This window comes from Flavobacterium litorale (genome assembly GCF_019613795.1).
GTDB lineage: Bacteria > Bacteroidota > Bacteroidia > Flavobacteriales > Flavobacteriaceae > Flavobacterium > Flavobacterium litorale.
The window spans coordinates 948,900-974,522 of record NZ_CP080429.1; the positions used below are offsets into that span (position 1 = coordinate 948,900).

A 25,623-nucleotide genomic window follows, 5' to 3' on the forward strand; every position below is an offset into this window, starting at 1 on the left:
ATTAAAAACTGAAACTTACACCCGAGTATAAGCCTATAAAGTAAGGTCTGAAATTGCCTGAGTTACCACTAAAAGTATTTAGCTGATATTTAAATGTAGGCTCAAAACTTGCCTGAAACGATTTTAAAAAGCGGTATTTAAAGCCAATACCAATGTTGGTACTAAAATTAATACTGTTTAGGTTGTTTGCCTCACCAAGTGTAGCACTCAACCCTTGGTCGGTTACTACACTCACATTGTTATCGTTTAAAAACAGTGTACTAAATCCGCCAATAACGTCAATACCAAATTTTTTATTGACTAAGGCGTACGACATCTCTACAGGTACCTCTATATACCCCATTTCTTGTAGCATCGAACCTCTAAAGGTTTCTTGTGAAAATGCTGTGCCGAATTCAGCTGCTGTACCTTCGTTTTGCACCACCAAATTAGCGGTACGCGATGCCGTGTTGCGGGCACTAATATTACTTGTTTGCTCCGTCATAGACGGGAAAAATTCCACCCCCTGCGTGGAGTAACTCAAGTTAACGGTATTAATACCCGAGCGGATGGATATCCTGTCTGTAACAGCGTAGTCAATACCAACGCCAAAACTCATGTTACTATCGTAATCTTTGCTATTATTGGCTAAGTCTGAATTTATAGGTGAACCATCCGATAGCGAGTTGTAAAATACAGGAGCTACCTGTGGTTTAACATTCCACTTCTTTTTGGCATCTTCTTCGGCTAAAACATCTTCTTTTTCCTCATTTTCGCCATTTAGCTTCTCTTGTAGTAATTGCTCCAATTCGTTTTCGGGTAACACTACAGATGCCGTATCAACTACAACATCGGCAACAGCTTCTTCTACAGGGATTTCTTTATTTATAATACTGTTATTCGTATCATCTTCCTCATCCTGAGTATTGGTTTTACTTACAGTAGTAGTATCGTTTCCGTTTTGCGCAATACCTGTTTCGTTGCTTTTGTTTTCGGCAATGCCATCTATACTATTCGTTTTACTATTACTCTCACTATTAGCCTTGTTTGGTTTATTCGCAATACCGCCATTCTCTTTATTAGTGTTGTTGGTATCGGTTTTGCCATTATAGGCTATTGTAGCTTGGTTTTTATCATCCGTATAATCAATAGTATTATTCTGATGACTATTAACTGCTTTGTTTGCTGTAGCTGTTGGGTTATTGCCGTTGGTAGGCTTGTTATCCGAAATAGTAGTACTACTTACTACGGCATTACCATTGTTGTTAAAAGCACTATTATTGGTTGTTGTATTAAAGCTGTTATTTACATCCGAATTGTTATTGGATGTTACATCGTTACCGCTTTTACCTGAATTGTTTTTATCTGATTTATTACTTGTTACAACGGCATTTGTAGTACCAAAACTTTCTGGGTTTATGTTGGGTTTACCAGTAATAGTACCCTTAGTGGTTTTATTGGGGGTATTGGCATTGTTGGAGTTCGTTCCATTGCTATTTACAATAGGGTTATTGTCCGTTTCTATTTCAGTGTTAAACGGATTAATAAGCATAAGCCCCAATAGTAAAACGGCAGCAACACCGCCCAGTTTAAACCAGATGGGTATAACCCTGCGTTTTTTCTTTTCTTTCAGTTCCGCCTCAATGTTTTCCCAGACAAATTCTGGCGGAGTGGCTTCAAAATCCTTAAATTTTTCCTGAAACAGCCGGTCTATGTTTTTTTTCTCACTCATTTGCTGTAGGTATTTTTAGAATTACCTTCCTGCGCTTCAATTTTTTCTTTCAATATGGCTCTTGCTCTCGACAGGTTCGATTTAGAAGTGCCTATTGTAATGTTTAGCATGTCTGCTATTTCCTTATGCGAATACCCATCGGTTACATACAGGTTAAAAACCATTCTGTACCTATCGGGTAGCTCTTGTATTAACGATAGCAGAAAATCCATACTCACACTATCGCTTTCAACTTCTACCTCGGCCTCATCGGGCATATTTTCGCTAACCAGCTCAAATACCCCTTGCGAGCGGTATTTTTGCAATACATTGTTAACCATTACCCTTTTTGCCCAACCCTCAAAAGAACCCTTAAACTGGAATTGTCCAATTTTTTTAAATAACAATAAAAAACCGTCTTGTAAATTATCTTGTGCATCCTCATAATTGCGCGAATACTTTAGGCACACAGCAAACAACTTAGGGGCAAAAAGCCTGTACAGTTGCTCCTGTGCCTTTAAGCTGTTTTGCTGACAATCTTTTATGAGTTGTTCTACACCCAATGGCATTAAGTATTAAATTATTATTGCGCAATGGGTACTTCAACTTTCTCAAATACCATGTCACCACTAGCATCATCTCCCTTGTAAATTTCAAACGTATACGAGGTTCCCGATGTACTTACATCGTAGGGGGGGCATGTAAACGTGTAAATTTCTTCCTCCAAGGGCTCTTCCTCTTCCGAGTTGCAAGTGGCGTTTTTAATAACTAAGGTTTGCACCGCTAATAACGACGAGGTTTGAGTTGTTTCGGTATAAATACCATCAAAATAATGGCAATTGGTAGGCTTTCTGTAAAAAATTTTCAGGTCGTAAGTAGTGCCACTCGCCATGTATTCAGGAAACTCAATACTTTCTATAGGTACAAATTCTACCTGAAATTCTGCGGTATTCTCTTCGAAAGAGCAACCACTTATGCCCATAATAACCAGTAATACTACTACTATCTTTTTCATATATATAACATCAATCAATACATCCTGTAATGTACAGATACAATTTTGTGCAAAAGGTTGCGCCTTTAAGGTATAAAAAAACCCGAAATTAATCGGGTTTTTGTTGTGTTTATGACATGTACTCTTTTATGGCGTCTTTTATTTTAAGTTCCAGCTCATCAGCGAGTTCTGGATTGTCTTTTATAAGCGATTTCACGGCATCGCGCCCTTGCCCTAGTTTGGTATCGCCGTAGCTAAACCACGAGCCCGATTTTTTTACGATTTCGAACTCTACCGCAAGGTCGAGTATTTCGCCTGTTTTACTTACCCCTTCGCCGTACATAATGTCGAACTCGGCGGTTTTAAATGGGGGTGCGACTTTATTCTTAACCACTTTTACTTTGGTACGGTTACCAATAACATTATCGCCATCTTTAATTTGCGAGGAACGACGGATATCCAAACGTACCGAAGCATAAAATTTAAGGGCGTTACCGCCCGTTGTGGTTTCGGGGTTACCAAACATAACACCAATTTTTTCGCGCAACTGGTTAATAAAAAATACGGTACAATGTGTTTTACTAATAGTAGCAGTTAATTTTCTTAGGGCTTGGCTCATAAGGCGGGCATGAAGCCCCATTTTACTGTCGCCCATTTCGCCTTCAATTTCACTTTTTGGTGTAAGTGCCGCAACCGAATCAATAACTACAATATCTATCGCTCCAGAGCGGATAAGGTTCTCGGCAATCTCCAAAGCCTGTTCCCCATTATCGGGTTGCGATATAATAAGATTTTCAATGTCTACGCCCAATTTTTCGGCATAATAACGGTCAAAAGCATGCTCGGCATCAATAAAGGCAGCCACACCGCCTGCTTTTTGCGCTTCGGCAATGGCATGTAGCGTTAACGTGGTTTTACCCGACGATTCTGGTCCGTAAATCTCTATTATCCTACCACGAGGGTAACCGTTTACGCCCAAGGCTAAATCAATCCCCAACGACCCCGAAGGAATGCTTTCTACTTCCTCTACGGCTTTGTCGCCCAAGCGCATTACGGTACCTTTACCGTACGATTTATCTAATTTATCTAACGTAAGCTGTAATGCTTTTAATTTGGCTTCTTTATCTCCGCTCATTATATGGTGTTATTTTTTAGTAAAAATACTGTATTTATTTTGAGAGCGCAATGTAAGAAAATAATCTTATAAAGTAAAACTTAACTGTTAAAGTTTTTCGTTACTTTTATTGTCTGATATTTGTTTAACAGGTATCAATATATCCAACTAACCAAATACTTATGACAGAGCAACTAATAAAGGAACATTTATCAAATGGTTTTATTGGTATATTAGCAGCTAATAAAGGCTTTATGATTGACAAGCCTAGTGTTGATTATGGTGTTGATTATCAGTTAAAAAAGACTACGACTTATACCCCTCCATCTGGTGGGACTCGTTATATACAAGATAGTAGATATATAGATTTACAATTAAAGGCAACAACAGAAAATTCAGTTATTTACGAACCAAACTTAATAAAATATGACCTTGAGGTTAAGTCATATAATGATTTAGTAGAAAGGCAGATTAATGGAATAGCCCCTTTAGTTTTAATTCTTTTTGTATTACCTTCAAATCCTCAAATTTGGGTTGAAGTTGACGAAGATGAAATAAAACTTAGGAGGCATGCTTATTGGTATGTTCCTCCAAAGGGGTCAGTGCTAACTAATAACATACATAGAGTAAGAATTGAAATTCCTAAAGTAAATATGCTTGGAATAGATTGTTTTAGTGATTTACATCAACAGTTTTATCCATAAGATATGATTACACAAAAGATAATATCGTTTCTTATAAATAGGGATTGGAAACCTTTACAGGAAGAAAATGGTTTTATTAGCTTGAAACCACCGAAAGAATTTAATCTTGAGGACAACTTTAATCTTTATATTCCTATAGATGTAGATAAAGTTGATACAAGCAGGTTTATTAATAATATTTTAGGTATTGTAGCGGATTTTTATGATTTGTCTATAGATGATTTAGACGTAATACTTGAAAAAGAAAATACTGTTTTCAAAGTAAGAGTATATGATGGTCAAACAGAGGAAGGAAGGATTCCACTCACTAGGTTTGAAGAATTGGTTGAGAAAGTTAGATTTATCTTATCTGATACAGCTAGTTTTGTAATAGACAGAAGCGTTACTTCTACAAGAGTGCCTGAAGAAGTAAATAGATATTTGAACCTCTGTAATTTTATGCAAACGGAAAAAGGAAGCTTTGTCGCGAAAATTCAATTACCTTCAAGAGAATTAATAAAAGAGAGTGAATTATTTGATAGAAATGAGGTCTTTTCGGAAGAAATCAACCAAAAGCTCAAAGAGGTATTATTGTATGTAAATGAAAATATTTTTGAAGGTAGCACAGAAGTTACTGAAGAATATTTAATCGAGAATGAAACTAGGCTTAACATTAAGTTATTGAAAAATATTGAAGCATTTTTTACTAAAGCCAATCTTAAAAATATAGATTTTTCATTTCATAATATACAGAACAGTGGGTTTGTAATAAACCGAAATATTACCAAATTGAAGTTAAGTAAATTGACGAAATTTGTTGAAGATATTGAGTCGTATTCGTTTGAGGTTGGAGATTTTAGTTTTACGGGTGCTATTGTTGCTTTGAAATCTAGAAATCCTGATGGTTTAAAAAATAGTGTAACTTTTACAGGTATTCACGATAACATGCAAATGGTAGCTACTGCAAACCTTGATAGTGAGGATTATAAACATGCTATTGAAGCGCATAAGTTAAAACAACAGATTACAATTACGGGATTAGCTAAAAGAACAAAATCTAGAGCAAGATTTATTGAAATAACGAATATAGATATTCAAGAATAAGCCTTATTCCCAAAAATTCATACCTTCACCCAGTCCCGCCAATAGGGGCTGGTACATATTGAAAAATACTCACTTAAACTTCCAGTAAAAAATTCCCATTACGGGAATTTTTTACTATCTTTGTCAAAACTAAAAGTATATTGCGAGTTATTGCCATAAAAACACTTCGGGAATTTTGGGAAACACATGCTGGTTGTGAACAGCAATTAAAGGCATGGTATAAAGAAGCAGGTAAAGCTGTTTGGAAAAACCATAACGAATTGAAACAAGAATATCCTTCTGCCAGTATATTGCAGGATAACAGGGTGGTTTTTAATATTAAGGGTAATAATTACAGGCTTATTGTAAAAATAAACTACGATTACCAAATGGTATGGATACGGTTTATTGGTACGCATGCCGAATATGACAAGATTAATGCTAACGAAATATAAATAACAATGGACATCAAACCGATAAGAACAGAGCAGGATTACAATATGGCGATGGAGCGGCTTGAGGCTATTTTTGATGCCAAACTAGAAACTCCAGAAGGCGATGAACTTGAAGTTTTAGGAATATTGATTGAAAAATATGAACAGGAACATTTTCCTATAGCAATGCCTGATCCTGTTGAGGCTATAAAATTCCGTATGGAGCAAATGGGCTATTCCCAAAACGACCTTGCCGATATTATCGGTTTAAAGAGCCGTGCTAGTGAAATACTAAATAGAAGAAGAAAACTGTCATTAAAAATGATACGTAATATTCACGATAAGTTAAATATTCCTACAGAGGTATTAGTACAGGCGTACTAATCTGAAACCCTAATTTGCTCCATTTCCAAAAATTCCTACCTTTGCACCCAATCCCGCCAATAGGGGTTGGTACATATTGTAATAATTTCTCACTTAAAATTGTATAGCATGCAACTGTTCAATACGTTAAGCGCAGAGGAAAGAGCGGAGCTTATCGACCAATCGGGTAAGCAACGATTAACGCTATCTTTCTATGCCTACGCACACATTAAAGACCCACAACAATTTCGCAACGATTTATTTTTGGCTTGGAATCCACTAGAGGTACTGGGCAGAATATACGTAGCTACCGAGGGTATTAACGCGCAATTATCGTTACCTGCCGATAATTTTTACACCTTTAAAGACCATATTGAAACCTACCCGTTTATGAAGGGCATGCGCCTAAATGTAGCGGTAGAGCAGGACGACCACTCGTTTTTAAAACTCACCATTAAAGTACGCCACAAAATTGTTGCCGATGGGCTTAACGACGAAACGTTTGATGTTACCAACAAGGGCGTTCACTTAAAAGCAAATGAGTTTAACGAAATGCTGGAAGACCCTAACACGGTGGTGGTGGATATGCGTAACCATTACGAAAGTGAGATTGGGCACTTTAAAAATGCCATTACACCCGATGTAGAAACGTTTAGAGAATCGTTACCAATTATAGAGGACGACCTTTCGAAACACAAAGAAGATAAAAACTTGTTAATGTACTGTACGGGAGGTATTCGTTGCGAAAAGGCTTCGGCATTTTTTAAACACAAAGGATTTAAAAACGTATACCAGTTAGAAGGCGGTATTATTGAATATACCCGACAGGTAAAATCGGAAGGTTTAGAGAGTAAGTTTATTGGTAAAAACTTTGTGTTCGACCACCGTTTGGGCGAGCGTATTACCAACGATATAATTTCGCAATGCCACCAATGTGGTAAACCGTGCGATACCCATACCAATTGCCTTAACGAGGCGTGCCACCTGCTGTTTATTCAGTGCGAGGAGTGTGCTACTAATATGGCAGGCTGCTGTTCTGCTGAGTGTGTGGAGGTTATTCAACTTCCAGAAAACGAGCAACGCGAAAGGCGTAAAGGCATTACAAAAGGCAATATGATTTTCAGAAAAGGAAAATCGGACGCCTTAAAGTTTAAAAAATCGGGTAATGCTGTTGCTGCCGTTAACTTAGCAGCCGTACCCAAGGTTAAAGATGTTCGTAAGCGCGAACGCAAACTATTGGTAGGTAATGCCGAGCATTATTTTACTAAAGCTAGCGTAGGGCAGTTTATGGTGAGTCGGGAGTTAAAAACAGGCGATAAAATAGTTATTACAGGTCCTACCACAGGTAGAGAAGAGCTTGTAGTTGCTAATATGCATGTAAATGGAAAACCTGCCGATGTTGCCCAACAAGGCGACAGGGTAACCATACATGTACCGTTTAGGGTTCGCCTTTCGGACAAGTTGTTTAAATTACTGCAAGAATAGAAACATTGTTTTTTATATATAGTTAACCTGCACCAACGTGCAGGTTTTTTTGTGCCTATCTGTTATTAACTATGGTTTTAATGCATTATTACTACAGGTAATTACACCCAAGTGTTACACCGCGTGCCTGTTACGCTACTTTTGCTACCTTTCACATAAAAATATACTATCTTTACCCACAAAATCGTTATTATAACAACGTAGCGGCTGTAAAAAGTCGTGATCATTATATATTCAAATTTATGGCATGTACAAACTGTTCTACGGGCTCCAAAGATGGTTCGCCCAAAGGATGTAAAAATAATGGGACTTGCGGAACGGATAGTTGTAACAAACTAACTGTTTTTGACTGGCTCTCTAATATGAGCCTCCCTGGAGGACAAGCACCGTTCGATTGTGTTGAGGTGCGTTTTAAAAACGGACGTAAAGAATTTTATAGGAATACGGAGGGGTTAACCCTTAGCATTGGCGATATTGTAGCCACTGAGGCTTCTCCCGGGCACGATATTGGTATTGTAAGCCTTACGGGCGAGTTGGTTAAAATTCAGATGAAGAAGAAGCGTACTAAGGACGATAGCGAAGTAGCTAAAATATACCGAAAAGCATCGCAGCGCGATATTGACATCTGGCGCCAAGCCCGCGACCGCGAAGAACCGATGAAGGTTACTGCGCGCGAATTGGCAATACGCCTTAATCTGGAAATGAAAATATCGGATATTGAATTTCAAGGCGATGCTTCAAAAGCAACGTTTTACTATACGGCAAGCGACCGTGTAGATTTCCGTCAGCTAATCAAAGATTTTGCACGTGAATTCGGCACCCGTATCGAGATGAAACAGGTAGGTTTCCGTCAGGAAGCAGCCCGCCTTGGTGGCGTAGGCTCGTGTGGTCGTGAGTTATGCTGCTCTACATGGTTAACCGATTTTAGGAGTGTAAATACATCAGCGGCACGATACCAGCAACTATCATTAAATCCGCAAAAACTAGCGGGGCAATGTGGTAAACTAAAATGCTGCCTTAACTATGAGTTGGATACCTATTTGGATGCAATTAAAGAGTTGCCCGACCTCGACACAAAATTATATACCGAAAAAGGCGATGCCTATTGCCAAAAAGTAGATATTTTCAAAGGAAATATGTGGTTTGCCTACGCTAAAGATAATGCACACTGGCACATGATTAATGCCGAACAGGTAAAGGAAATATTAGAGATTAATAAGCGAAAAGAGCGTATAGCATCGTTAGAAGAATATGTGGTTGAGGAGGCTGCCGATGCAGTAGTAGAGAAAAACTTCGAAAACGCTGTAGGGCAGGATAGCCTTACCCGTTTTGATGCCCCTAAACGCAAGAAAAGACAAAACAACAGAAGAAAAAAACCTGCTGTTGCTAACGATGGTAACAAGCCAAACACCAATGCAAAAGCAAAAGGTAAGGGCAGCGATAATGCCAATGATAACAACACAAAGCAAGGCGGCAGAAATAATTCGGGCAGAAACACCAACAGTAAGAACAGAAACAACCGAAATACAAACAAGAATACTAATAAAAACAATAACCGAAACGCTAACCCCAATAATGAAGATAAAAAGTAGCCTTTTTGTTTTTGGAGCGTTACTAGTGCTGTTATGCTCTTGTGACGATAACTATGTGTTTGACGATTATAAGTCATTTGATGGTGCTTGGCATAAAGATACCATTGTTTCATTTCAGTTTGAGCAGCAAGACACCACATCGCTATACAATATGTTTATTAATTTAAGAAATAATAACGATTACCCGTATAGCAACATCTTTCTTATTGTAGCAATGCAAGAGCCCAATAATAAAACTACTATAGATACCTTAGAGTACGAAATGGCATACCCCGATGGTACGCTTATGGGCGAGGGGTTTACCGATTTTAAGGAGAGCAAACTTTGGTACAGAGAAAACGTAAAATTTCCCAATCAGGGGAGCTACAAAGTAAGCATCCAACAAGCCGTACGCGAAGCTGATAAAGTAATTGGCGTACAGGAGCTAGAGGGTATTACCGAAGTAGGTTTTAGGGTAGAGACAACAGAAAAATAGTACAAATGGCAGCAACAAAAAAAACGAACAAGGCAAAAGGCACTACAGGCTTCTGGAAGTACATAAAAATATTTTGGGGCATTGTTTTACTAGGTTTCGTATCGGTAGTGCTATTTTTTTTAATGGCATCTTGGGGTGCATTTGGTAAAATGCCAACGTTTGAGGAATTGGAAAATCCAGAATCGAATGTTGCTACCCAAGTCATATCTGCCGATGGTGTTACTATAGGCAAATTTTATTTAGAGAACCGTACACCCGTAAAATATTCTGATTTACCTCAGAATCTTGTAGACGCACTTGTGGCTACGGAAGATGAACGCTTTTTTGAACATTCGGGCATTGATGCACGTGGTACATTAAGAGCTTTTGCCAATTTTGGAACCGATGGTGGTGCAAGCACTATTACCCAGCAGTTAGCCAAAAACCTATTTCACAAAAGACCCAGCAACCTCTGGGGGCGTATAAAGCAAAAAGCAAAAGAATGGGTTATTGCTACCCGATTAGAGAGGCAGTACACCAAACAGGAAATTATAGCCATGTACCTAAATACTGTAGATTTTGTTAATCAGGCAGTAGGGATACGTTCGGCAGCAAAAACCTATTTTAATAAAGAACCCAAAGACCTTACGGTGGAAGAGTCGGCTGTAATTGTGGGGATGTTAAAAAATCCGTCGTTATATAATCCTGCCCGAAAATCGAGAGAAGAGATAGTATTTAACAGACGTAATACCGTGCTAGGGCAAATGGTGAAAAATGGTGTTTTAAAGCCAGAACTTAAACAAGAGCTAGTCAAAAAACCTGTAAAACTCGATTTTAACCCAGAAAACCATAACGAAGGGATAGCTACTTATTTTAGAGAGTACCTAAGAGAGTTCATGAAAACGTGGACTAAGGAAAACCCTAAAAGCGATGGTAAAGAATATAATTTGTACCGCGACGGACTTAAAATATACGTTACTATCGACTCGCGCATGCAAGAATATGCCGAACAAGCTGTAACAGAACATTTATCCAACCTACAGGAAGAGTTCTTTATCAAACAAGAAAAAAACAAAAATGCCCCATTTGTAAATATTTCAAAGCAAGAAACGGAACGTATATTGGACCGAGCCATGAAAAACTCCGACCGATGGAGAATCATGAAAAACCTAGGAAAATCAGAAGATGAAATCGTTAAATCGTTTGATGTAAAAACAGAAATGAAAGTTTTTACATGGCAAGGGGATAAAGATACCATAATGACGCCCATGGATTCTATCCGCTACTACAAACACTTTTTGCAAACTGGCGTAATGTCCATGAATCCGCAATCAGGGCACGTAAAAGCATGGGTAGGTGGTATAAATCATAAACACTTTAAGTACGACCACGTTAAACAAGGGGCAAGACAGGTAGGTTCAACCTTTAAGCCATTTTTGTATGCAACGGCTATAGAGCAATTGCGTTTTTCGCCCTGCGATTCCATACTCGATGCATCGTATACCATAGCAAAGGGGCGCCACGATTTAGAGCGACCTTGGACACCTAAAAACTCCAACGGTAAGTTTGAGGGTATGGTTACCATGAAATATGCATTGGCACACTCTATAAATACCGTTTCGGCAAAATTAATTGATAGTGTAGGACCAAAAGCAGTGGTAGACCTAGCCCATAGGCTTGGCGTTACTGCTAATATAGACGAACAACCCGCCATAGCACTTGGCGCGGTAGAACTAACGGTGCAAGAAATGGTAGCTGCCTACAGCACCTTTGCCAACAAGGGTATGTACATAAAACCCATAGTTATAACCCGTATAGAAGATAAAAATGGCATAGAGTTGTACCATAGCATTCCGCAAACCAAAGAGGTTGTAAATAAGGAAATTGCTTATGCTGTTATTAAGCTACTGCAAGGGGTAACCGATTCGGGTTCGGGCTATCGCCTAAAATCAACATGGAAAGGCAGGGGCTACAACCGCGTTACAGGGCATCCCTACAAATTAACTAATCCTATTGCAGGAAAAACAGGAACAACCCAAAACCAGTCCGATGGTTGGTTTATGGGCATGGTACCCAACCTTGCTACAGGTGTTTGGGTAGGTAACGAAGATCGTTCGGCACACTTTAGGAGTATTACCTACGGGCAGGGAGCTACTATGGCACTACCCATATGGGGTATGTACATGAAAAAATGTTATGCCGATGAATCCCTGCAAGTTTCTAAAGAAGAATTTGAACGCCCCGAAGAATTATCCATACGGGTAGACTGCAACAGGAAAGTAGAAAAGGACAGTCTTGATTTACAAAATGAAAAGATAGACGAGTACTTCACTACCTTTTAACTAAAAAAACACCTTTCAAAAAGGTGTTTTTTTATATATTTATACACAGAAACTAAAATAAATTGTATGATTAATAAAACGGTGCAAAACGTTGCAGAGGCGTTGCACGATATAAAAGATGATATGACCATTATGCTTGGCGGGTTTGGTTTGTGTGGTATTCCTGAAAATTGCATCAACGAATTGGTTAAAAAAAACATTACCAACCTAACATGTATCTCCAATAATGCAGGTGTAGATGATTTTGGTTTGGGACTGTTGTTACAAAAAAAGCAGATTAAAAAAATGATATCGTCGTATGTTGGTGAAAATGCTGAATTTGAACGCCAAATGCTTAGTGGCGAGCTAGAAGTAGAGCTTACACCACAAGGTACACTTGCCGAGAAATGCCGTGCAGCACAAGCAGGCATACCCGCGTTTTATACGCCAGCAGGTTACGGTACCGAAGTTGCCGAAGGCAAAGAATCGCGCGAGTACAACGGTAAAATGCATATATTAGAAGAAGCCTATAAAGCCGACTTTGCTATTGTAAAAGCATGGAAAGGCGATGAGGCGGGAAACTTAATTTTTAAAGGTACAGCACGTAACTTTAACTCGTGTATGGCAGGTGCGGCTACCGTTACAATTGCCGAAGTAGAAGAGCTAGTGCCAGCAGGTAAGTTGGACCCCAACCAAATACACATACCAGGCATACTGGTAACCCGTATTTTTAAAGGAGAGCAGTACGAAAAGAGAATTGAGCAACGAACCGTTAGACAACGATAGTTTTTAATTAAAATAATTAACCAATGTACCAATTGGTATGGAACGAGAAAATATTGTAGTATCCAAATCAATTGTGTTTGCAATAGATATAATCGCTTTTTGCGAGCTTCTGGAAAAAAACAAGAAGTTTGTTGTAGCGAGGCAATTGTTAAAATCAGGAACAAGTATTGGTGCAAATGTGCATGAGGCGCAAAATGCAGAGAGTAGGGCTGATTTTATTCATAAAATTAAAATAGCCGCAAAGGAAGTTGAAGAAACAAAATACTGGTTAACGCTTTGTGAAAAAGCACCTAGTTATCCTTTTGATAATATGCTAAAATCTAAAATAACAGAACTTGGGTTAATTATATATAAAATAGTAAGTAGCAGCAAAAATAATAAGTAACACAAAGCACAATTGCTACACTGTTACATTAAAACATTGATACATTTTATGTTAGATAAAACAGGAATCGCTAAGAGAATTGCAAAAGAAGTTAAAGACGGCTATTACGTAAACTTAGGTATTGGTATACCTACATTGGTTGCCAATTTTGTACGTGAAGATATATCGGTAGAATTTCAGAGTGAAAATGGCGTATTAGGCATGGGACCTTTCCCGTATGAAGGAGAAGAAGATGCTGACATTATAAATGCAGGAAAACAAACCATAACAACCTTGCCAGGAGCTTCGTTTTTTGACTCGGCAACAAGTTTTGCCATGATACGTGGGCAACATGTAGACTTAACCATATTAGGTGCCATGGAGGTTGCCGAAAATGGTGATATTGCCAACTGGAAAATTCCAGGTAAAATGGTAAAAGGTATGGGCGGTGCTATGGATTTGGTAGCATCGGCAGAAAACATCATCGTAGCCATGATGCACGTAAACAGAGCAGGACAATCTAAACTACTAAAGCGTTGCTCGTTACCCTTAACAGGTGTAGGTTGCGTTAAAAAAGTAGTAACCGAGTTAGCGGTTTTAGAAATTGTTCCAGAAGGATTTAAATTATTAGAGCGCGCTCCGGGAGTAACCGTAGCCGAAATACAAAAAGCTACAGAGGGTAACCTTATTGTAGCAGGAGATATACCCGAAATGGTACTAGATTAGTAACAGTGTTCAGTTTATGGTCACAGTTTATCTTTCAAGAAGTATTTGTCTTTTTCATGAAGTAGATTTAAAAAAAACACACTTCAGGATTTTTAGCTAATTTAAGAATGACATAATACGCGTAAACTGTGGCTGAAACTGCTCACTAGTTATTTTGGTATAGCAGCAATTAATTTTTTAGTGTACTCCTTTTTGGGGTTTTCGTAAAGCGCATCCGCCTCGTTCATTTCCTCAATTTTACCTTTATTCATAACCAGTACTTGGTCGCTCATATATTTAACAACCGCAAGGTCATGCGATATAAATATATACGTAAACCCAAAATTCTCTTTCAACTCATTCAGTAAATTAAGCACTTGTGCCTGTACGGATATATCCAGTGCCGATACCGACTCGTCGCATACAATTAACTTTGGTTGTAAAGCGATAGTACGTGCAATACCAATGCGCTGCCTTTGCCCACCCGAAAACTCATGCGGATAGCGGTGGAAGTGCTCATTACCAAGCCCTACACGGTTTAGTATTTCTAGGGTTTTCTCTTTTCGTTCTTTATCGTTTTTATACAGTTTGTGTACCTGCATTGGCTCCATTATGGCACTGCCTACCGTTAAACGCGGGTTGAGTGACGAATAAGGGTCTTGAAAAATAATTTGTATTTCTTTACGGAGTTCCCGCAGTTGTTTTGGTGCTAGTTGTGTAAGCTCAGTACCTCGATAGACTATTTTACCTCCTGTAGGCTTATCCAGTTGTAGTATGGCATTGCCTAATGTCGATTTACCACAACCCGACTCGCCTACCAGCCCTAAGGTTTCCCCTTCGTATATTGTAAAGCTCACATCATCAACAGCTTTAAATTTTACGTCTTTATCAAACAATCCTGCCGACGAAATGTATTCTTTCTCCACATTCATCACTTCCAGTAAAGGAGGTTGGCTGTATAATTGTTCGTGTTCTTTTTTGCGTTGTGCAGGCTCTACAGCTATGTTATTAACAGTGCCAGTAAGATAATCTTGTATGGTAGGGAGTCGTTTCAAACGCACATCCAACGACGGGCGCGAACTTATGAGTGCCTTAGTGTAAGTGTGCTTGGGAGTGTTAAAAACCGCTTCGGCAGTACCCTGCTCTACAATTTCGCCTTTATACATTACCAATACCCTATTGGCAATTTCGGAAACTAACGATAAATCGTGCGAAATAAAAATTATACTCATACCCGTTTCTTGCTGTAGCGCTTTTAGCAGTAAAATAATTTCTTTTTGTACCGTAACATCCAATGCGGTGGTAGGTTCGTCGGCAATAAGTACTTTGGGTTTGCAGGCAATAGCCATAGCAATCATTACCCGTTGTTTTTGCCCTCCTGATATTTCGTGCGGATAACGGTTATAAATATTTTCGGGGTTGGGTAGTTTTACTTTTTCGAATAACGATAAAACGGTAGTTTTTATCTGTTTTGATGATAAATCGGTGTGTTCTTTTAGAATTTCGGCTACCTGATACCCACATTGTAACGATGGGTTTAAGGAACTCATCGGTTCTTGGAATATCATACTAATGGCATTACCCCGTACTTTGCGGACTTCTTTTCCCGAAAGTGTAGCCATATCATTACCCTCAAAATCAATCTTACCTTTGGTGATGGCTAAAATACCCTTGGGTAATAATCCCATAACGGCTAATGAGGTAACGGACTTACCTGAACCCGATTCGCCTACAATGCCCAGTATTTCGTTTTGGTTGAGTACAAAATTAGCATCTTTTACAATAGGTATCCATTGCCCTTCTTTTTTAGCCGAAATGGTAACGTGGTCGATATGGAGTAGGGAATTATTCATGTACGGTAAAGTTATGGATTTTAGTAATTCTAATTTAGCGTATGTTATTTGATAGATTCTTCACTCCGCTACGCTCCATTCAGAATGACAGTAATGATTTTTAATTATAGTTTTTGTTATTCTGACGCAGGAAGAATCTGATTTAATTATGTAAGATTCTTCACTCCGCTATGCTCCATTCAGAATGACATTGAATTATTTGTTATCATATTTTCTTTGTCATTCTGAGGCACGAAGAATCTAATGTATTTATCTAAAGATTTACCCTTTATTCAAAATGGCAAGAGTTATACGTGTATAATTTCGTCCTCAATTAGTAAATCTTCTCTGCGGAAGCGCAATAGTACTTGTGCTACAGCAACTACATCTTTTTCGCAATAGGTTACAATACGGTCAATGTCTTTTTCTACATAATATACATGCCCTACTTGGCTACCGTCTATATCGCCTTTGGGCGAGGGTATGCCCAGTATTTTAGTGAGTAATTTTAATGAGGTAAAACTTTTATAATCGCCAAACTTCCATAATTCCATCGTATCAAGGTGGGGTACTTCCCATGGTTTTTTACCAAACAAATTGAGTTTGTTGGGTAGCGGTATGCCATTAATTATCATGCGGCGTGCCATATACGGGAAATCAAACTCTTTGGCATTGTGACCGCATAAAATGTGCTGGGGTTGGTTAAAATGATTGGTGATGAGGTTGTTAAAGTCTTTTAATATTTTAGGTTCATCGCCAAAAAAAGAGGTTACCCTAAAATGGCGGATATCGCCTTTAAAGGTAAAATACCCCACCGATAGGCATACTATTTTACCAAATTCTGCCCAAATGCCTGCGCGCTCGTAAAACTCTTCGGGTGTTTCGCCATCCCTACGCTGGTATTGCGTTTTTAGGTCGTACAGTTGTTTTGTTTCGTCATCAAGCGCATTAAAGTTAGGGTGTTCGGGCACGGTTTCTATATCTAAGAAGAGGATATTATCTAACCTTATTTTTTCTAACATACTACTACTATTAAAAAAAGAACTGTATTATTTTAATGCTTTTTTGTTGCCTTGTCCCTCATTGGGTTGCATCATGCCCATCATTTTATAGGCTTCATCTACATATACATAAAAGTCGTTGCTATGTGCATCGGTACTGGTTTGTAATCCTTTTAAATGCCCTAGTCGGGTAATAATAATAGCATCCTCAGGAATTACAATTACAAACTGCCCTAAATGCCCGCGCATATAGTACATTTTTTTACCGAGGTAATTGTGTAGCCACCAGCCATAGCCGTATTGTGGCGACTGGTTAAAGCGTGGTGTTACCATTTTAGCTACCGATGTACTGTCCAGCAATTTCTTACCATTCCAGTTACCGTTACGCAAAAACAGTTTGCCAAAGCGCGAAAAATCGCGGGCATTGCTACCAATACAGCAGTAGGCTTTTTCGATGCCATCGGGGTCGTCCAGTTGCCAAAGGGCTTCGTTAGCTGCACCCATAGGCTTCCAGAATTTATCTGATACGTAACTGGATAGTGTTTGCCCTGTGGCTTTGGTTATTACCATAGCAAGCAATTGTGTGGCGCCACTAAGGTATTTAAATGCTGTGCCAGGTTCTTCTACCACGTCAAGCCCCAAAATAACTTCATCGAGTTTGTCATCAAAATACGCACGGGTAACAATGGAGAACGGACTATAATACTTTTCGTCCCAGCTTAACCCTGATGCCATAGACGATAAATCGCCTACCGTCATTTTAGCACCCAACCCATCTTTAAATTTCGGATAAAAATCGCTTACTTTTTGGTCGAGGCTTTTTATTTTACCTTCTTCAATAGCTTTAAATAAAGCTGCCGAAACAATGCTTTTTGCCATAGAAAAGGAGTTGGATTTGCTATTGGTACCATACCCATCATAATAGCTTTCGTGCCATATACTATCGTTTTTAATAATAAGGTAAGCTACAGTTTTAAGTTCTTTGTGGGTTTCCTGTAATCGGGCTGTTGGTTGTACTTTATTATAGTCGGTATGTTCTGCCCATGGTTGTGCGGTACCTTTGGGTATGGTACGGTTGGGAAATTCTTTATAATCATCTAAAAAAGCGGTGGTTTCGCCTCTAAAGTATATGGTGCGTACGGCACGTAGTAGGTAATCTACATCAAAAATATACATTAGAATAATAATACTGGAGAGTAGTAAAACAAACCAGAGCAGAAATTTTTTAAGAAATGTCATAATTAGTAGTTATGGATACTGTACGAATTTAAATAAAATTTACTTTAAAGCTATTCTAGCTTTGTATTCTAGCCACGGATTACACTAATTTTCACGAAAACTATTTTAAACTCTCTCTAATTACAGGTTTGGATTGTATTTACAATTATGTGTTATTAATGATACCCTACGTTTATTATAGCCACGGATTACACTAATTTTCACGAAAGTATAGTTTTACACTCTTTGTTAATTACAGGTTTGGGTTGTATTTACAATTATGTGTTATTGATGATGCTTTACGTTTATTCTAGCTACGAATTACACTAATTTTCTCGAAATTCTATTTTACGCTTTTAGCATAGCCACGAATTACCGAATTGAACGAATTTTTAATTGGGAGGCTAAACTTTTTAAAATAGGCTTTGCTGTGTAGGCGGATTCTCGTGTTCCAAGAGCCACTTTTTGCGCCAAATACCCCCTGCATAGCCTGTAAGCGAACCGTCTGACCCTATTACGCGGTGGCAGGGTACTACTATCCAAAGCGGATTTTTACCGTTGGCAGCTGCTACGGCGCGTATGGCTTTTACATCGCCTAATTGTATTGCTAATTTTTGGTACGATGTTGCGGTTCCATAGGGTATGGTAAGTAGCGCTTGCCATACTTTTTTCTGGAAATCGGTTCCTTGTGGGTTCAGTTTAAAAGTAAAGTTGTTGCGTGTTCCTGCAAAGTATTCTTGCAGTTCGGTTACGGCTTGTTGTAGCTCGGTAGGTATAGTAGTGCTTGCAGGCATTTTATCATCCAATACCGATATTTTGGTAATACCTTCAGTATTGCCTTTTACTATAGTAGTACCTAAAGGTGTTGTAATGTATGCTTCTTGCATGGAATGTGCTTTTTACAAAGCTACAATTTTAAATACAACGCATGCCTTTTATAGTAAGTACTTTACTAGTCCTCGTTTTCTAACGTAAATATTTCGTTTACCGTTTTTTGGAACAGGTCAGATAGTTTTAAAGCCAATACGGTTGAGGGTACATACTTTCCTGCTTCTAGTGCATTAATGGTTTGCCTGCTCACGCCTATTTTTTCTGCCAATTCCTGTTGTGTTAGGTTAAATATGGCACGTTGTACTTTTATATTATTCTTCATGGCTAGCAGTATTAAAGCGATACATTTTGTAGCGGAACAAAAGTATAAAAATTAGTAATTGCGACACCATAGCTACCATAAGCACATTAAAAAACACAAGACCGTATATAAACAGGTAACCAAGTAGCACTATAATATAGTTTACAATGGTTGCCCATGCTAAACTATTCATACGGAGTGAAGCCACCATTTCGTCCTCATTTTTTTCTTTTGAGAAAGCGTATATAATCCCAAAAGGAATAACAAAAAGCATTAATAACTCATCGGTAACAGAAGTTTCTATCCAATTAAATAAAGTGTTTTTGCTACCCAAACCAGAGTCTCCTAGTACGGCAAATACTTTTGCATTTATTTCAAATCTGGACGAATCATCAGACGCGTAGAGTAGCGTTAACAGGATAAAAGAAATTGTAAAGAGTATGCCGCTTATTAATTTAAGTCGGTACGGAAATAAAAAGTTCGTTTTCATACTGATTGATTTTAAATGATGTATCAAATGTAAAAATAATTTTCCAATAAGTAAAATAAACTTTACATTTTGTAAAATAAATAAGCCACTCTGTTAGGAGTGGCTTACTATACTAAATAAGGTTTGTGCTATTATTGTTTTGATCCAGCTGCTGGTTTTTCAACCTCTGGAGCAATAACCCTACCTTTAATTTTAAGTATTTTTCTTGCATCAGTATCGTTAGTGGTTACCGTAACACTTTTGTTAAAGCTACCGTCTTTACGTGCATTGTACGTTGCTGTTACCGATCCCATTTCGCCTGGCTTAATAGGCGTTTTAGTATATTTGGTAGCCGTACAACCACAAGATGCTTTTACTTTAGTAATAAGTATCGTTTGGTCTGTAGTGTTTTTAAAGGTAAACTCGTGCGATACGGGTGTACCTTTTTCAATTTCACCAAAGTTGTGCGTGTCCTTAGTCCAAGTAATTTTAGACGGTGTCATGTTTTTTTCAGTAGCACTGTTAGCAGCCACTTTAGCAGGTGCTTGCGCGTTTGCGTTGAATGCGAATAAAAGTGCTCCAGCAAATGCGAATAAAGATAATTTTAATGATTTCATAATTAGAAGTAATTAATATAGGTTAATAGTATGTTTTAATAATTAAGCATTACAAATATAAACTACTAATTTTAATATAGTTGTTAACCGCTTTCAAACGCTTGTTAATGACTTGTTAACGACTTGTACCCTACGCTTTTTTATAGTAATATCGGTTAACGAATTAAAAACAACCCCATAAAAATTGAAGTTTAATAAACTTAATATAATTGTATTTGTTGGCTTGCTTGCCATAATAGGCGTAATTACCATGCAGTTGGTAATGCTAAAACAAGCCTTTATGTTTGAGCGTAACGAAGTTGCCGATAAGATACATTTTGCCTTGCAGGATGTGGTAAACAAAATATACCGCGATAACGGTAGCGAGTTGCCTACAGCCAGCCCCATTAAAAAAGTGGCAGACGATTATTATGTAGTAAACGTGAATGATGTTTTTGAGGCCAAAATATTAGAGTATTACTTAAAAAGCGAATTCCAGAAAGTAAAACTGGATATTGATTATGAGTATGCCATATACGATTGTGCTTCGGATGAAATGATGTACGGTAACTATATTAACGCAGCAGGTTTTGAAGCGGAGAATGATATTGCCAAGTGCGAAAACTGTTTTACCAAAAAAGAAGGACTCATTTATTACTTTGCCATTCGGTTTCCGCACCTGCACTACAACTATAGTGCCTCCTTACAACAATATTGGGTGTACACGGGCGTACTGTTTTTAGTACTCATTATATATGTGTATTCGGTATTTACACTCTTAAAACAAAAACGCTACACCGAGTTGCAAAAGGATTTTATTAATAACATGACGCATGAGTTTAAAACACCATTATCGTCCATATTAATAGCATCAAATTACGCAGTTAAACAAGACGTTATTGAGCAAAACCCAAAACTTAATAAATACCTGAAAATTATAATAGAACAAAGCAATAAGCTCAACCAACATATAGAGCGTATACTAAATGTAGCCAAAGCTGATTCTGACCTTATGGGGTTGGATAAAAAAGAATTCAATATTGTTGAAACATTGCAATTAGCTAAAGACAATGCCGAACTAAAGTACCCCGCAACCCAAATAACTTTTACAAGTAGTAAAGATAATTACACCGTAGCTGCCGATGCCTTCCACTTTTACAACATCGTATACAACATTATAGAGAATGCTATAAAGTACAGCAACGATACCCCTGAAGTAGCCATACAAATTACAGAAACAGCTAAATGTGTCGATTTACAGTTTACCGATAATGGGTCGGGGATACCTCCGCAGCATTTAGAGCATGTTTTTGATAAATTTTACCGCGTACCCCGAGAAAACAAAAAAGAGATAGAAGGTTTTGGTATTGGGCTGTTTTACGTAAAGAAGATTTGCGAACTCCACGGATGGAAGATAAAAATAGAAAACAATACCGATAAAGGCATAACCATAACCATTGGCATACCCAAAAGCAGCATACTATGAAAAAGAAAATACTATATGTAGAAGACGATACTACGCTTGCTTTTTTAACTGCCGATAATTTAGAGCAGGAATACGAAGTAGTCCATTACGATAATGGCAAGGAGGCCTTTGATGCCTTTACAGAACAAGATTTTGATTTGTGTGTGTTGGACGTTATGCTACCCCAAATGGATGGTTTTGAGCTGGCAACTGCCATACGCGAACGCGATGTAGAAGTACCCATTATATTCCTATCGGCTAAAACATTGAAAGAGGACCGTATAAAAGGCTTGCGGCTTGGTGCAGACGATTATTTGGTAAAGCCCTACAGTATGGAAGAGCTTACACTAAAAATAGAAGTGTTTTTACAGCGCAGCCAAAAACAATCCAAACAAAAAAATAGCAAATATACCATAGGCAATTTTGCTTTTGATGCCGTAAACTATACCATAACCCATAATGGCAAAACCACGCAGTTAACCGAACGAGAGTCGGCGTTGCTGCAGTTGTTTATTGAGAATAAAAATATCGTACTTAAACGTGAGCAAATATTAAAATCCATTTGGGGTACGGACGATTATTTTATGGGGCGCAGTATGGATGTGTTTATCTCGCGGCTGCGCAAAATATTTAAGGCTGACGAGCGTATTCGTATCGAGAATATACCCCGCGTAGGTTTTAAACTTGTAGCACCGTGATGCAGTTTTCAGTCGCAGTAGGCAGTCATTGTAATTACTATATACCAATTATGAAAACTGTGACTGTAAACTACTTTTCTTGAAAGTACATCATATAATCTACCACTGCCTGCATTTCTTCATCAGTAAAATGTTTGGTAATGTAAAAGTTGGTTTTCATTACATCATATTGCGATGGGTCTACAATCGGGTCGGCTTTACCACGCAAAAAAGCAGCCATATCGCCGTTTTGCTCGGCGTATATTTTTGTAATTTCTTTAATGCTTGGTCCAATAACTTTTTTGTCGGCTTTGTGGCAGGTGTGGCAATTGCCTTTGCCATTAAAAATTTCTTGCCCCAACGTTTCCGAAGCCGTCATTTTAGTTGCGGTACTTTCGCTAGTTGCTTCCGTCATACTTTCAGGGTATAACGATTCTTTTTTTTCTTCTTTTTTGCAAGAAATTAATACTAATACTGCGAATATAGAAAGTAAGTGTTTCATGATAAAAATAGTTTTAATAAATGCTGTTAAAAAGCACTAAAAATGGGGCTTTATCACCCCAAATTGTACTGTGCTATTGGGTATAACAAAGATACGACCCAAACGCCGAATACCCTATTGTAAACAGCAAATTTGTAGGTTAAAATGTATACTATTTTTTATCCGAAAAATGGTTATTTATTTAGTACTATGGCAGCCTCTTTGGCAAAGTACGTAGAGATGAGGTTAGCTCCTGCACGTTTAATGCAATGCAACTGTTCTATCATAATTTTATCGTGATCCAGCCAGCCTTTTTCAGCAGCAGCTTTTACCATGGCATACTCCCCCGATACATGAAATACCGATACGGGTACATTTACCGCATTTTTAACCTCGCGTACAATATCCAAATATGCTAAACCTGGTTTTACCATAATTATATCGGCACCTTCCTCTACATCGTGTAGTGCTTCTTTAATGGCTTCAATGCGGTTGGCATAATCCATTTGGTAGGTTTTTTTATCTTTTGGTACGGGTACACCACTACTTTTAGGTGCGCTATCCAATGCATCCCGAAAAGGACCGTAAAACGACGAGGCATATTTAGCACTGTAACTCATAATACCCACATTGTGGTGTCCGCTTTCTTCCAATGCTTTACGAATTGCCAGCACCCGCCCGTCCATCATATCACTAGGAGCAACAAAATCGGCACCTGCATCGGCATGGCTCACACTCATACGGGTGAGCGCATCAACGGTAGCATCGTTTATAATTGCGCCGCTTTCTACAATACCATCATGCCCGTAAATAGAGTAAGGGTCTAGGGCTACGTCGGGCATAACAATCATGCCTGGTACGGCATCTTTTATGGCTTTAATAGCTTGCTGCATTAGTCCGTTGGGGTTCCAAGCCTCTTTACCTGTATTATCTTTAAGATTATCGCTAACCTTTACATAAATGTTTATGGCTTTAATACCCAAACTCCAAAGCTCTTTCACTTCTTTTACGGTAAGGTCTACCGAACGGCGATAGATGCCTGGCATGGAGGGAATTTCAATTTGTACATTTTTACCTTCTGCAATAAACATCGGGAACATAAAATCGTTAGGCGTAAGCGTAGTTTCGCGCATAATAGCACGTATGGCTTCTGTAGTACGTAATCGTCTGTCGCGTTGTATGGGGAACATTGTTTTTCGTGTTAAGTTATTAGGTTAGCGGTTTACTATCGAATCCACTCTTTCGGCTTTTCTAATACTTGAATTAATCTTTCTTCTGCACTTCCCTTTTCAGGATGATGGTCGTATACCCATTGCACATAGGGTGGTAAGCTCATTAATATACTTTCAATACGTCCGTTGGTTTTTAAGCCGAATAGGGTGCCTTTATCGTGTACTAAATTAAACTCTACGTAACGCCCGCGCCTAATTTCCTGCCACGTTCTGTTTTCGGGTGTATAGGCTATGTTTTTTCGTTTTTCTACAATAGGCACGTAGGCATTTAAAAAACTGTTGCCTACTTCGGTAACAAAGTTATACCATTGTTCCATACTAAAATCATCGGTAGCTTTGCAATGGTCAAAAAATAGCCCGCCAATACCACGTGCTTCGTTACGGTGGCTGTTCCAAAAATACTCATCGCATTGCTTTTTATATTTCGGGTAAAATTCAGGGTTGTGTTTGTCGCAAGCCGTTTTGCACACACTATGAAAATGTGTAGCATCTTCCTCAAATAAATAGTAGGGGGTAAGGTCCTGCCCGCCACCAAACCATGCCCCTCTCAATCTCCCCGAGGGGGATAGGTCGGTTTTATCGTACATCTCAAAATAACGCCAGTTGGCATGCACTGTAGGCACAAAAGGGTTTTTAGGGTGGATTACCAAACTTAATCCGCAAGCAAAAAAATCGACATCACCCACGTTAAAATAGGCTTGCATGGCTTTGGGGAGTGGTCCGTGTACTGCTGAGATATTTACGCCGCCTTTTTCGAATACAGCTCCGTTTTCGATTACACGGGTGCGCCCGCCACCGCCTTCGGGGCGTTCCCATAAGTCTTGCTTAAAGGTTGCTTTGCCATCGGCTTTTTCTAGCCCTGCCGTTATGGTATCTTGTAATTGTTGTATGTAGTGGTAAAATTTATCTTTCATTATACTCCGATTTCAAAAGTCCAAAATACAGTGTGTCTTCCAGTTTCCCGTCGCCATTTTTAAAATCTTCCCGCAATAGCCCTTCCTGCAAATAGCCATTTTTTTTGGCTACTCTTTGGCTGCCAATATTGGTTGTTGCGGCACAAATAAATACTTTATTCATATTGATTTTGTTAAAGCAATAGGCTGTTATATTGCTTACGGCTTTAGATATTATGCCCTGCCCTTGGTAATCTTTATCAACAAAATAAGCCAATTCACATTTATCGCAATTTCGGTCGATATTCTTAATACAGATGTAGCCAATCATTAAATTGTCGCTATTGCGTAAATAAAAATAGTAGCCTCTGCCTCCCTGTTCTAAAGCAGCAGCATTTTTTAAAAAGGTTTTTGTTTTTTCTAAACTGGTGCAACTTGAGGACGTAGCTGGAAATGTTAGGTATATGTGCTGCCTATTACGCACTATAAGGTCGTAAAACTCCTCAGGCGTGGTATTGGCAATACGGTCGGTTTTCCAGCTTATTGTTCCCATAAGTTT

Annotated in this window: 28 protein-coding genes; 13 read left to right on the forward strand and 15 right to left on the reverse strand. The window is 38.5% G+C overall.

Translation table 11 applies throughout. The features are described 5' to 3' along the window. Window position 1: 1 nt before the first annotated feature. From K1I41_RS04235 to recA, 4 genes are all read right to left on the reverse strand, one after another. Entirely contained in the window at window positions 2-1,711 is a 1,710-nt protein-coding gene (locus K1I41_RS04235; RefSeq protein WP_220641440.1) for a hypothetical protein, read from the reverse strand. Next, the gene (locus K1I41_RS04240) at window positions 1,708-2,253 is read right to left on the reverse strand and encodes an RNA polymerase sigma factor (protein WP_220641810.1); all 546 of its coding nucleotides are present in this window, start codon (window positions 2,251-2,253) and stop codon (window positions 1,708-1,710) included. The genes K1I41_RS04235 and K1I41_RS04240 overlap by 4 nt, the downstream gene beginning before the upstream one ends. A gap of 20 nt (window positions 2,254-2,273) precedes the next feature. Then, entirely contained in the window at window positions 2,274-2,705 is a 432-nt protein-coding gene (locus tag K1I41_RS04245; RefSeq protein WP_220641441.1) for a hypothetical protein, read from the reverse strand. 109 nt (window positions 2,706-2,814) lie between these two features. Then, a complete protein-coding gene (recA, locus tag K1I41_RS04250; RefSeq protein WP_220641442.1) occupies window positions 2,815-3,819 on the reverse strand; it encodes a recombinase RecA in 1,005 nt (334 codons plus the stop codon). Between the two features lie 161 nt (window positions 3,820-3,980). Between recA and K1I41_RS04255 the strand changes: the two genes are divergently transcribed. The 11 genes from K1I41_RS04255 to K1I41_RS04305 all read left to right on the forward strand — a co-directional run bounded on the left by K1I41_RS04255 (window position 3,981) and on the right by K1I41_RS04305 (window position 14,089). Further along, entirely contained in the window at window positions 3,981-4,502 is a 522-nt protein-coding gene (locus tag K1I41_RS04255) for a DUF4365 domain-containing protein (protein ID WP_220641443.1), read from the forward strand. A 3-nt stretch (window positions 4,503-4,505) separates the two neighbouring features. Continuing rightward, window positions 4,506-5,585 (forward strand): hypothetical protein, encoded by a 1,080-nt coding sequence (locus K1I41_RS04260; protein ID WP_220641444.1) that lies wholly within the window; start codon window positions 4,506-4,508, stop codon window positions 5,583-5,585. 140 nt (window positions 5,586-5,725) lie between these two features. Further along, on the forward strand, window positions 5,726-6,019 hold the full coding sequence (locus K1I41_RS04265; RefSeq protein ID WP_220641445.1) for a type II toxin-antitoxin system HigB family toxin: 294 nt from the start codon (window positions 5,726-5,728) through the stop codon (window positions 6,017-6,019). Between the two features lie 6 nt (window positions 6,020-6,025). Beyond that, on the forward strand, window positions 6,026-6,382 hold the full coding sequence (locus K1I41_RS04270) for a helix-turn-helix domain-containing protein (protein ID WP_220641446.1): 357 nt from the start codon (window positions 6,026-6,028) through the stop codon (window positions 6,380-6,382). 108 nt (window positions 6,383-6,490) lie between these two features. Further along, window positions 6,491-7,846, forward strand: coding sequence for an oxygen-dependent tRNA uridine(34) hydroxylase TrhO (gene trhO, locus K1I41_RS04275; protein ID WP_220641447.1), 1,356 nt, complete (start codon window positions 6,491-6,493; stop codon window positions 7,844-7,846). 242 nt (window positions 7,847-8,088) lie between these two features. Continuing rightward, the gene (locus K1I41_RS04280; protein WP_220641448.1) at window positions 8,089-9,438 is read left to right on the forward strand and encodes a PSP1 domain-containing protein; all 1,350 of its coding nucleotides are present in this window, start codon (window positions 8,089-8,091) and stop codon (window positions 9,436-9,438) included. Further along, window positions 9,422-9,913: a gliding motility lipoprotein GldH gene (locus K1I41_RS04285; RefSeq protein WP_220641449.1), complete on the forward strand. Its 492-nt coding sequence runs from the start codon at window positions 9,422-9,424 to the stop codon at window positions 9,911-9,913. The genes K1I41_RS04280 and K1I41_RS04285 overlap by 17 nt, the downstream gene beginning before the upstream one ends. A gap of 5 nt (window positions 9,914-9,918) precedes the next feature. Further along, on the forward strand, window positions 9,919-12,234 hold the full coding sequence (locus K1I41_RS04290) for a penicillin-binding protein 1A (RefSeq protein WP_220641450.1): 2,316 nt from the start codon (window positions 9,919-9,921) through the stop codon (window positions 12,232-12,234). A 66-nt stretch (window positions 12,235-12,300) separates the two neighbouring features. After that, on the forward strand, window positions 12,301-12,999 hold the full coding sequence (locus K1I41_RS04295; protein WP_220641451.1) for a CoA transferase subunit A: 699 nt from the start codon (window positions 12,301-12,303) through the stop codon (window positions 12,997-12,999). A 37-nt stretch (window positions 13,000-13,036) separates the two neighbouring features. Next, window positions 13,037-13,384, forward strand: coding sequence for a four helix bundle protein (locus K1I41_RS04300; RefSeq protein WP_220641452.1), 348 nt, complete (start codon window positions 13,037-13,039; stop codon window positions 13,382-13,384). A 48-nt stretch (window positions 13,385-13,432) separates the two neighbouring features. Continuing rightward, the gene (locus K1I41_RS04305) at window positions 13,433-14,089 is read left to right on the forward strand and encodes a 3-oxoacid CoA-transferase subunit B (protein ID WP_220641453.1); all 657 of its coding nucleotides are present in this window, start codon (window positions 13,433-13,435) and stop codon (window positions 14,087-14,089) included. Window positions 14,090-14,238: 149 nt separating this feature from the next. Here the strand turns inward: K1I41_RS04305 and K1I41_RS04310 are convergent, their stop codons facing one another. The 7 genes from K1I41_RS04310 to K1I41_RS04340 form a co-directional block, all read right to left on the reverse strand. Beyond that, a complete protein-coding gene (locus K1I41_RS04310; protein WP_220641454.1) occupies window positions 14,239-15,921 on the reverse strand; it encodes an ABC transporter ATP-binding protein in 1,683 nt (560 codons plus the stop codon). 287 nt (window positions 15,922-16,208) lie between these two features. Beyond that, window positions 16,209-16,922: a 3'-5' exonuclease gene (locus tag K1I41_RS04315; protein ID WP_220641455.1), complete on the reverse strand. Its 714-nt coding sequence runs from the start codon at window positions 16,920-16,922 to the stop codon at window positions 16,209-16,211. A gap of 27 nt (window positions 16,923-16,949) precedes the next feature. Beyond that, window positions 16,950-18,140, reverse strand: coding sequence for a serine hydrolase domain-containing protein (locus K1I41_RS04320; RefSeq protein ID WP_220641456.1), 1,191 nt, complete (start codon window positions 18,138-18,140; stop codon window positions 16,950-16,952). 392 nt (window positions 18,141-18,532) lie between these two features. Further along, on the reverse strand, window positions 18,533-19,006 hold the full coding sequence (locus K1I41_RS04325; RefSeq protein ID WP_220641457.1) for a methylated-DNA--[protein]-cysteine S-methyltransferase: 474 nt from the start codon (window positions 19,004-19,006) through the stop codon (window positions 18,533-18,535). A gap of 65 nt (window positions 19,007-19,071) precedes the next feature. Next, window positions 19,072-19,272 (reverse strand): helix-turn-helix transcriptional regulator, encoded by a 201-nt coding sequence (locus K1I41_RS04330; protein ID WP_220641458.1) that lies wholly within the window; start codon window positions 19,270-19,272, stop codon window positions 19,072-19,074. Further along, window positions 19,262-19,741 carry a hypothetical protein gene (locus K1I41_RS04335; protein WP_220641459.1) on the reverse strand — a complete coding sequence of 160 codons (480 nt, stop codon included), beginning with the start codon at window positions 19,739-19,741 and terminating at the stop codon, window positions 19,262-19,264. Before K1I41_RS04335 ends, K1I41_RS04330 begins: the two co-directional genes overlap by 11 nt. 131 nt (window positions 19,742-19,872) lie before the next feature. Further along, window positions 19,873-20,337, reverse strand: a complete 465-nt coding sequence (locus K1I41_RS04340; RefSeq protein ID WP_220641460.1) for a DUF1573 domain-containing protein — start codon at window positions 20,335-20,337, stop codon at window positions 19,873-19,875. Between the two features lie 184 nt (window positions 20,338-20,521). On the opposite strand from K1I41_RS04340, the gene K1I41_RS04345 reads away from it, so the two are divergent. Further along, complete coding sequence (locus K1I41_RS04345; RefSeq protein ID WP_220641461.1) at window positions 20,522-21,802, forward strand: sensor histidine kinase; 1,281 nt, start codon at window positions 20,522-20,524, stop codon at window positions 21,800-21,802. After that, window positions 21,799-22,479 carry a response regulator transcription factor gene (locus K1I41_RS04350; RefSeq protein ID WP_220641462.1) on the forward strand — a complete coding sequence of 227 codons (681 nt, stop codon included), beginning with the start codon at window positions 21,799-21,801 and terminating at the stop codon, window positions 22,477-22,479. The genes K1I41_RS04345 and K1I41_RS04350 overlap by 4 nt, the downstream gene beginning before the upstream one ends. A gap of 70 nt (window positions 22,480-22,549) precedes the next feature. Here the strand turns inward: K1I41_RS04350 and K1I41_RS04355 are convergent, their stop codons facing one another. The 4 genes from K1I41_RS04355 to K1I41_RS04370 form a co-directional block, all read right to left on the reverse strand. After that, a complete protein-coding gene (locus tag K1I41_RS04355) occupies window positions 22,550-22,960 on the reverse strand; it encodes a c-type cytochrome (protein WP_220641463.1) in 411 nt (136 codons plus the stop codon). A 173-nt stretch (window positions 22,961-23,133) separates the two neighbouring features. Then, window positions 23,134-24,129: a porphobilinogen synthase gene (gene hemB / locus K1I41_RS04360; RefSeq protein WP_220641464.1), complete on the reverse strand. Its 996-nt coding sequence runs from the start codon at window positions 24,127-24,129 to the stop codon at window positions 23,134-23,136. 35 nt (window positions 24,130-24,164) lie between these two features. Then, complete coding sequence (gene hemF / locus K1I41_RS04365; protein WP_220641465.1) at window positions 24,165-25,085, reverse strand: oxygen-dependent coproporphyrinogen oxidase; 921 nt, start codon at window positions 25,083-25,085, stop codon at window positions 24,165-24,167. Beyond that, window positions 25,075-25,617: a GNAT family N-acetyltransferase gene (locus K1I41_RS04370; RefSeq protein ID WP_220641466.1), complete on the reverse strand. Its 543-nt coding sequence runs from the start codon at window positions 25,615-25,617 to the stop codon at window positions 25,075-25,077. Before K1I41_RS04370 ends, hemF begins: the two co-directional genes overlap by 11 nt. Window positions 25,618-25,623: the final 6 nt, after the last annotated feature.

Coding starts and splice junctions, on each gene's coding strand:
- K1I41_RS04260 (WP_220641444.1), top strand. CDS start 4,506: ATGATTACACAAAAGATAATATCGTTTCTTATAAATAGGGATTGGAAA.
- K1I41_RS04285 (WP_220641449.1), top strand. CDS start 9,422: ATGAAGATAAAAAGTAGCCTTTTTGTTTTTGGAGCGTTACTAGTGCTG.
- K1I41_RS04280 (WP_220641448.1), top strand. CDS start 8,089: ATGGCATGTACAAACTGTTCTACGGGCTCCAAAGATGGTTCGCCCAAA.
- trhO (WP_220641447.1), top strand. CDS start 6,491: ATGCAACTGTTCAATACGTTAAGCGCAGAGGAAAGAGCGGAGCTTATC.
- K1I41_RS04315 (WP_220641455.1), bottom strand. CDS start 16,922: ATGTTAGAAAAAATAAGGTTAGATAATATCCTCTTCTTAGATATAGAA.
- K1I41_RS04370 (WP_220641466.1), bottom strand. CDS start 25,617: ATGGGAACAATAAGCTGGAAAACCGACCGTATTGCCAATACCACGCCT.
- K1I41_RS04335 (WP_220641459.1), bottom strand. CDS start 19,741: ATGAAAACGAACTTTTTATTTCCGTACCGACTTAAATTAATAAGCGGC.
- K1I41_RS04270 (WP_220641446.1), top strand. CDS start 6,026: ATGGACATCAAACCGATAAGAACAGAGCAGGATTACAATATGGCGATG.
- K1I41_RS04320 (WP_220641456.1), bottom strand. CDS start 18,140: ATGACATTTCTTAAAAAATTTCTGCTCTGGTTTGTTTTACTACTCTCC.
- K1I41_RS04325 (WP_220641457.1), bottom strand. CDS start 19,006: ATGCAAGAAGCATACATTACAACACCTTTAGGTACTACTATAGTAAAA.
- hemF (WP_220641465.1), bottom strand. CDS start 25,085: ATGAAAGATAAATTTTACCACTACATACAACAATTACAAGATACCATA.
- K1I41_RS04305 (WP_220641453.1), top strand. CDS start 13,433: ATGTTAGATAAAACAGGAATCGCTAAGAGAATTGCAAAAGAAGTTAAA.
- K1I41_RS04245 (WP_220641441.1), bottom strand. CDS start 2,705: ATGAAAAAGATAGTAGTAGTATTACTGGTTATTATGGGCATAAGTGGT.
- recA (WP_220641442.1), bottom strand. CDS start 3,819: ATGAGCGGAGATAAAGAAGCCAAATTAAAAGCATTACAGCTTACGTTA.
- K1I41_RS04290 (WP_220641450.1), top strand. CDS start 9,919: ATGGCAGCAACAAAAAAAACGAACAAGGCAAAAGGCACTACAGGCTTC.
- K1I41_RS04340 (WP_220641460.1), bottom strand. CDS start 20,337: ATGAAATCATTAAAATTATCTTTATTCGCATTTGCTGGAGCACTTTTA.
- K1I41_RS04355 (WP_220641463.1), bottom strand. CDS start 22,960: ATGAAACACTTACTTTCTATATTCGCAGTATTAGTATTAATTTCTTGC.
- K1I41_RS04235 (WP_220641440.1), bottom strand. CDS start 1,711: ATGAGTGAGAAAAAAAACATAGACCGGCTGTTTCAGGAAAAATTTAAG.
- K1I41_RS04350 (WP_220641462.1), top strand. CDS start 21,799: ATGAAAAAGAAAATACTATATGTAGAAGACGATACTACGCTTGCTTTT.
- hemB (WP_220641464.1), bottom strand. CDS start 24,129: ATGTTCCCCATACAACGCGACAGACGATTACGTACTACAGAAGCCATA.
- K1I41_RS04255 (WP_220641443.1), top strand. CDS start 3,981: ATGACAGAGCAACTAATAAAGGAACATTTATCAAATGGTTTTATTGGT.
- K1I41_RS04330 (WP_220641458.1), bottom strand. CDS start 19,272: ATGAAGAATAATATAAAAGTACAACGTGCCATATTTAACCTAACACAA.
- K1I41_RS04300 (WP_220641452.1), top strand. CDS start 13,037: ATGGAACGAGAAAATATTGTAGTATCCAAATCAATTGTGTTTGCAATA.
- K1I41_RS04310 (WP_220641454.1), bottom strand. CDS start 15,921: ATGAATAATTCCCTACTCCATATCGACCACGTTACCATTTCGGCTAAA.
- K1I41_RS04295 (WP_220641451.1), top strand. CDS start 12,301: ATGATTAATAAAACGGTGCAAAACGTTGCAGAGGCGTTGCACGATATA.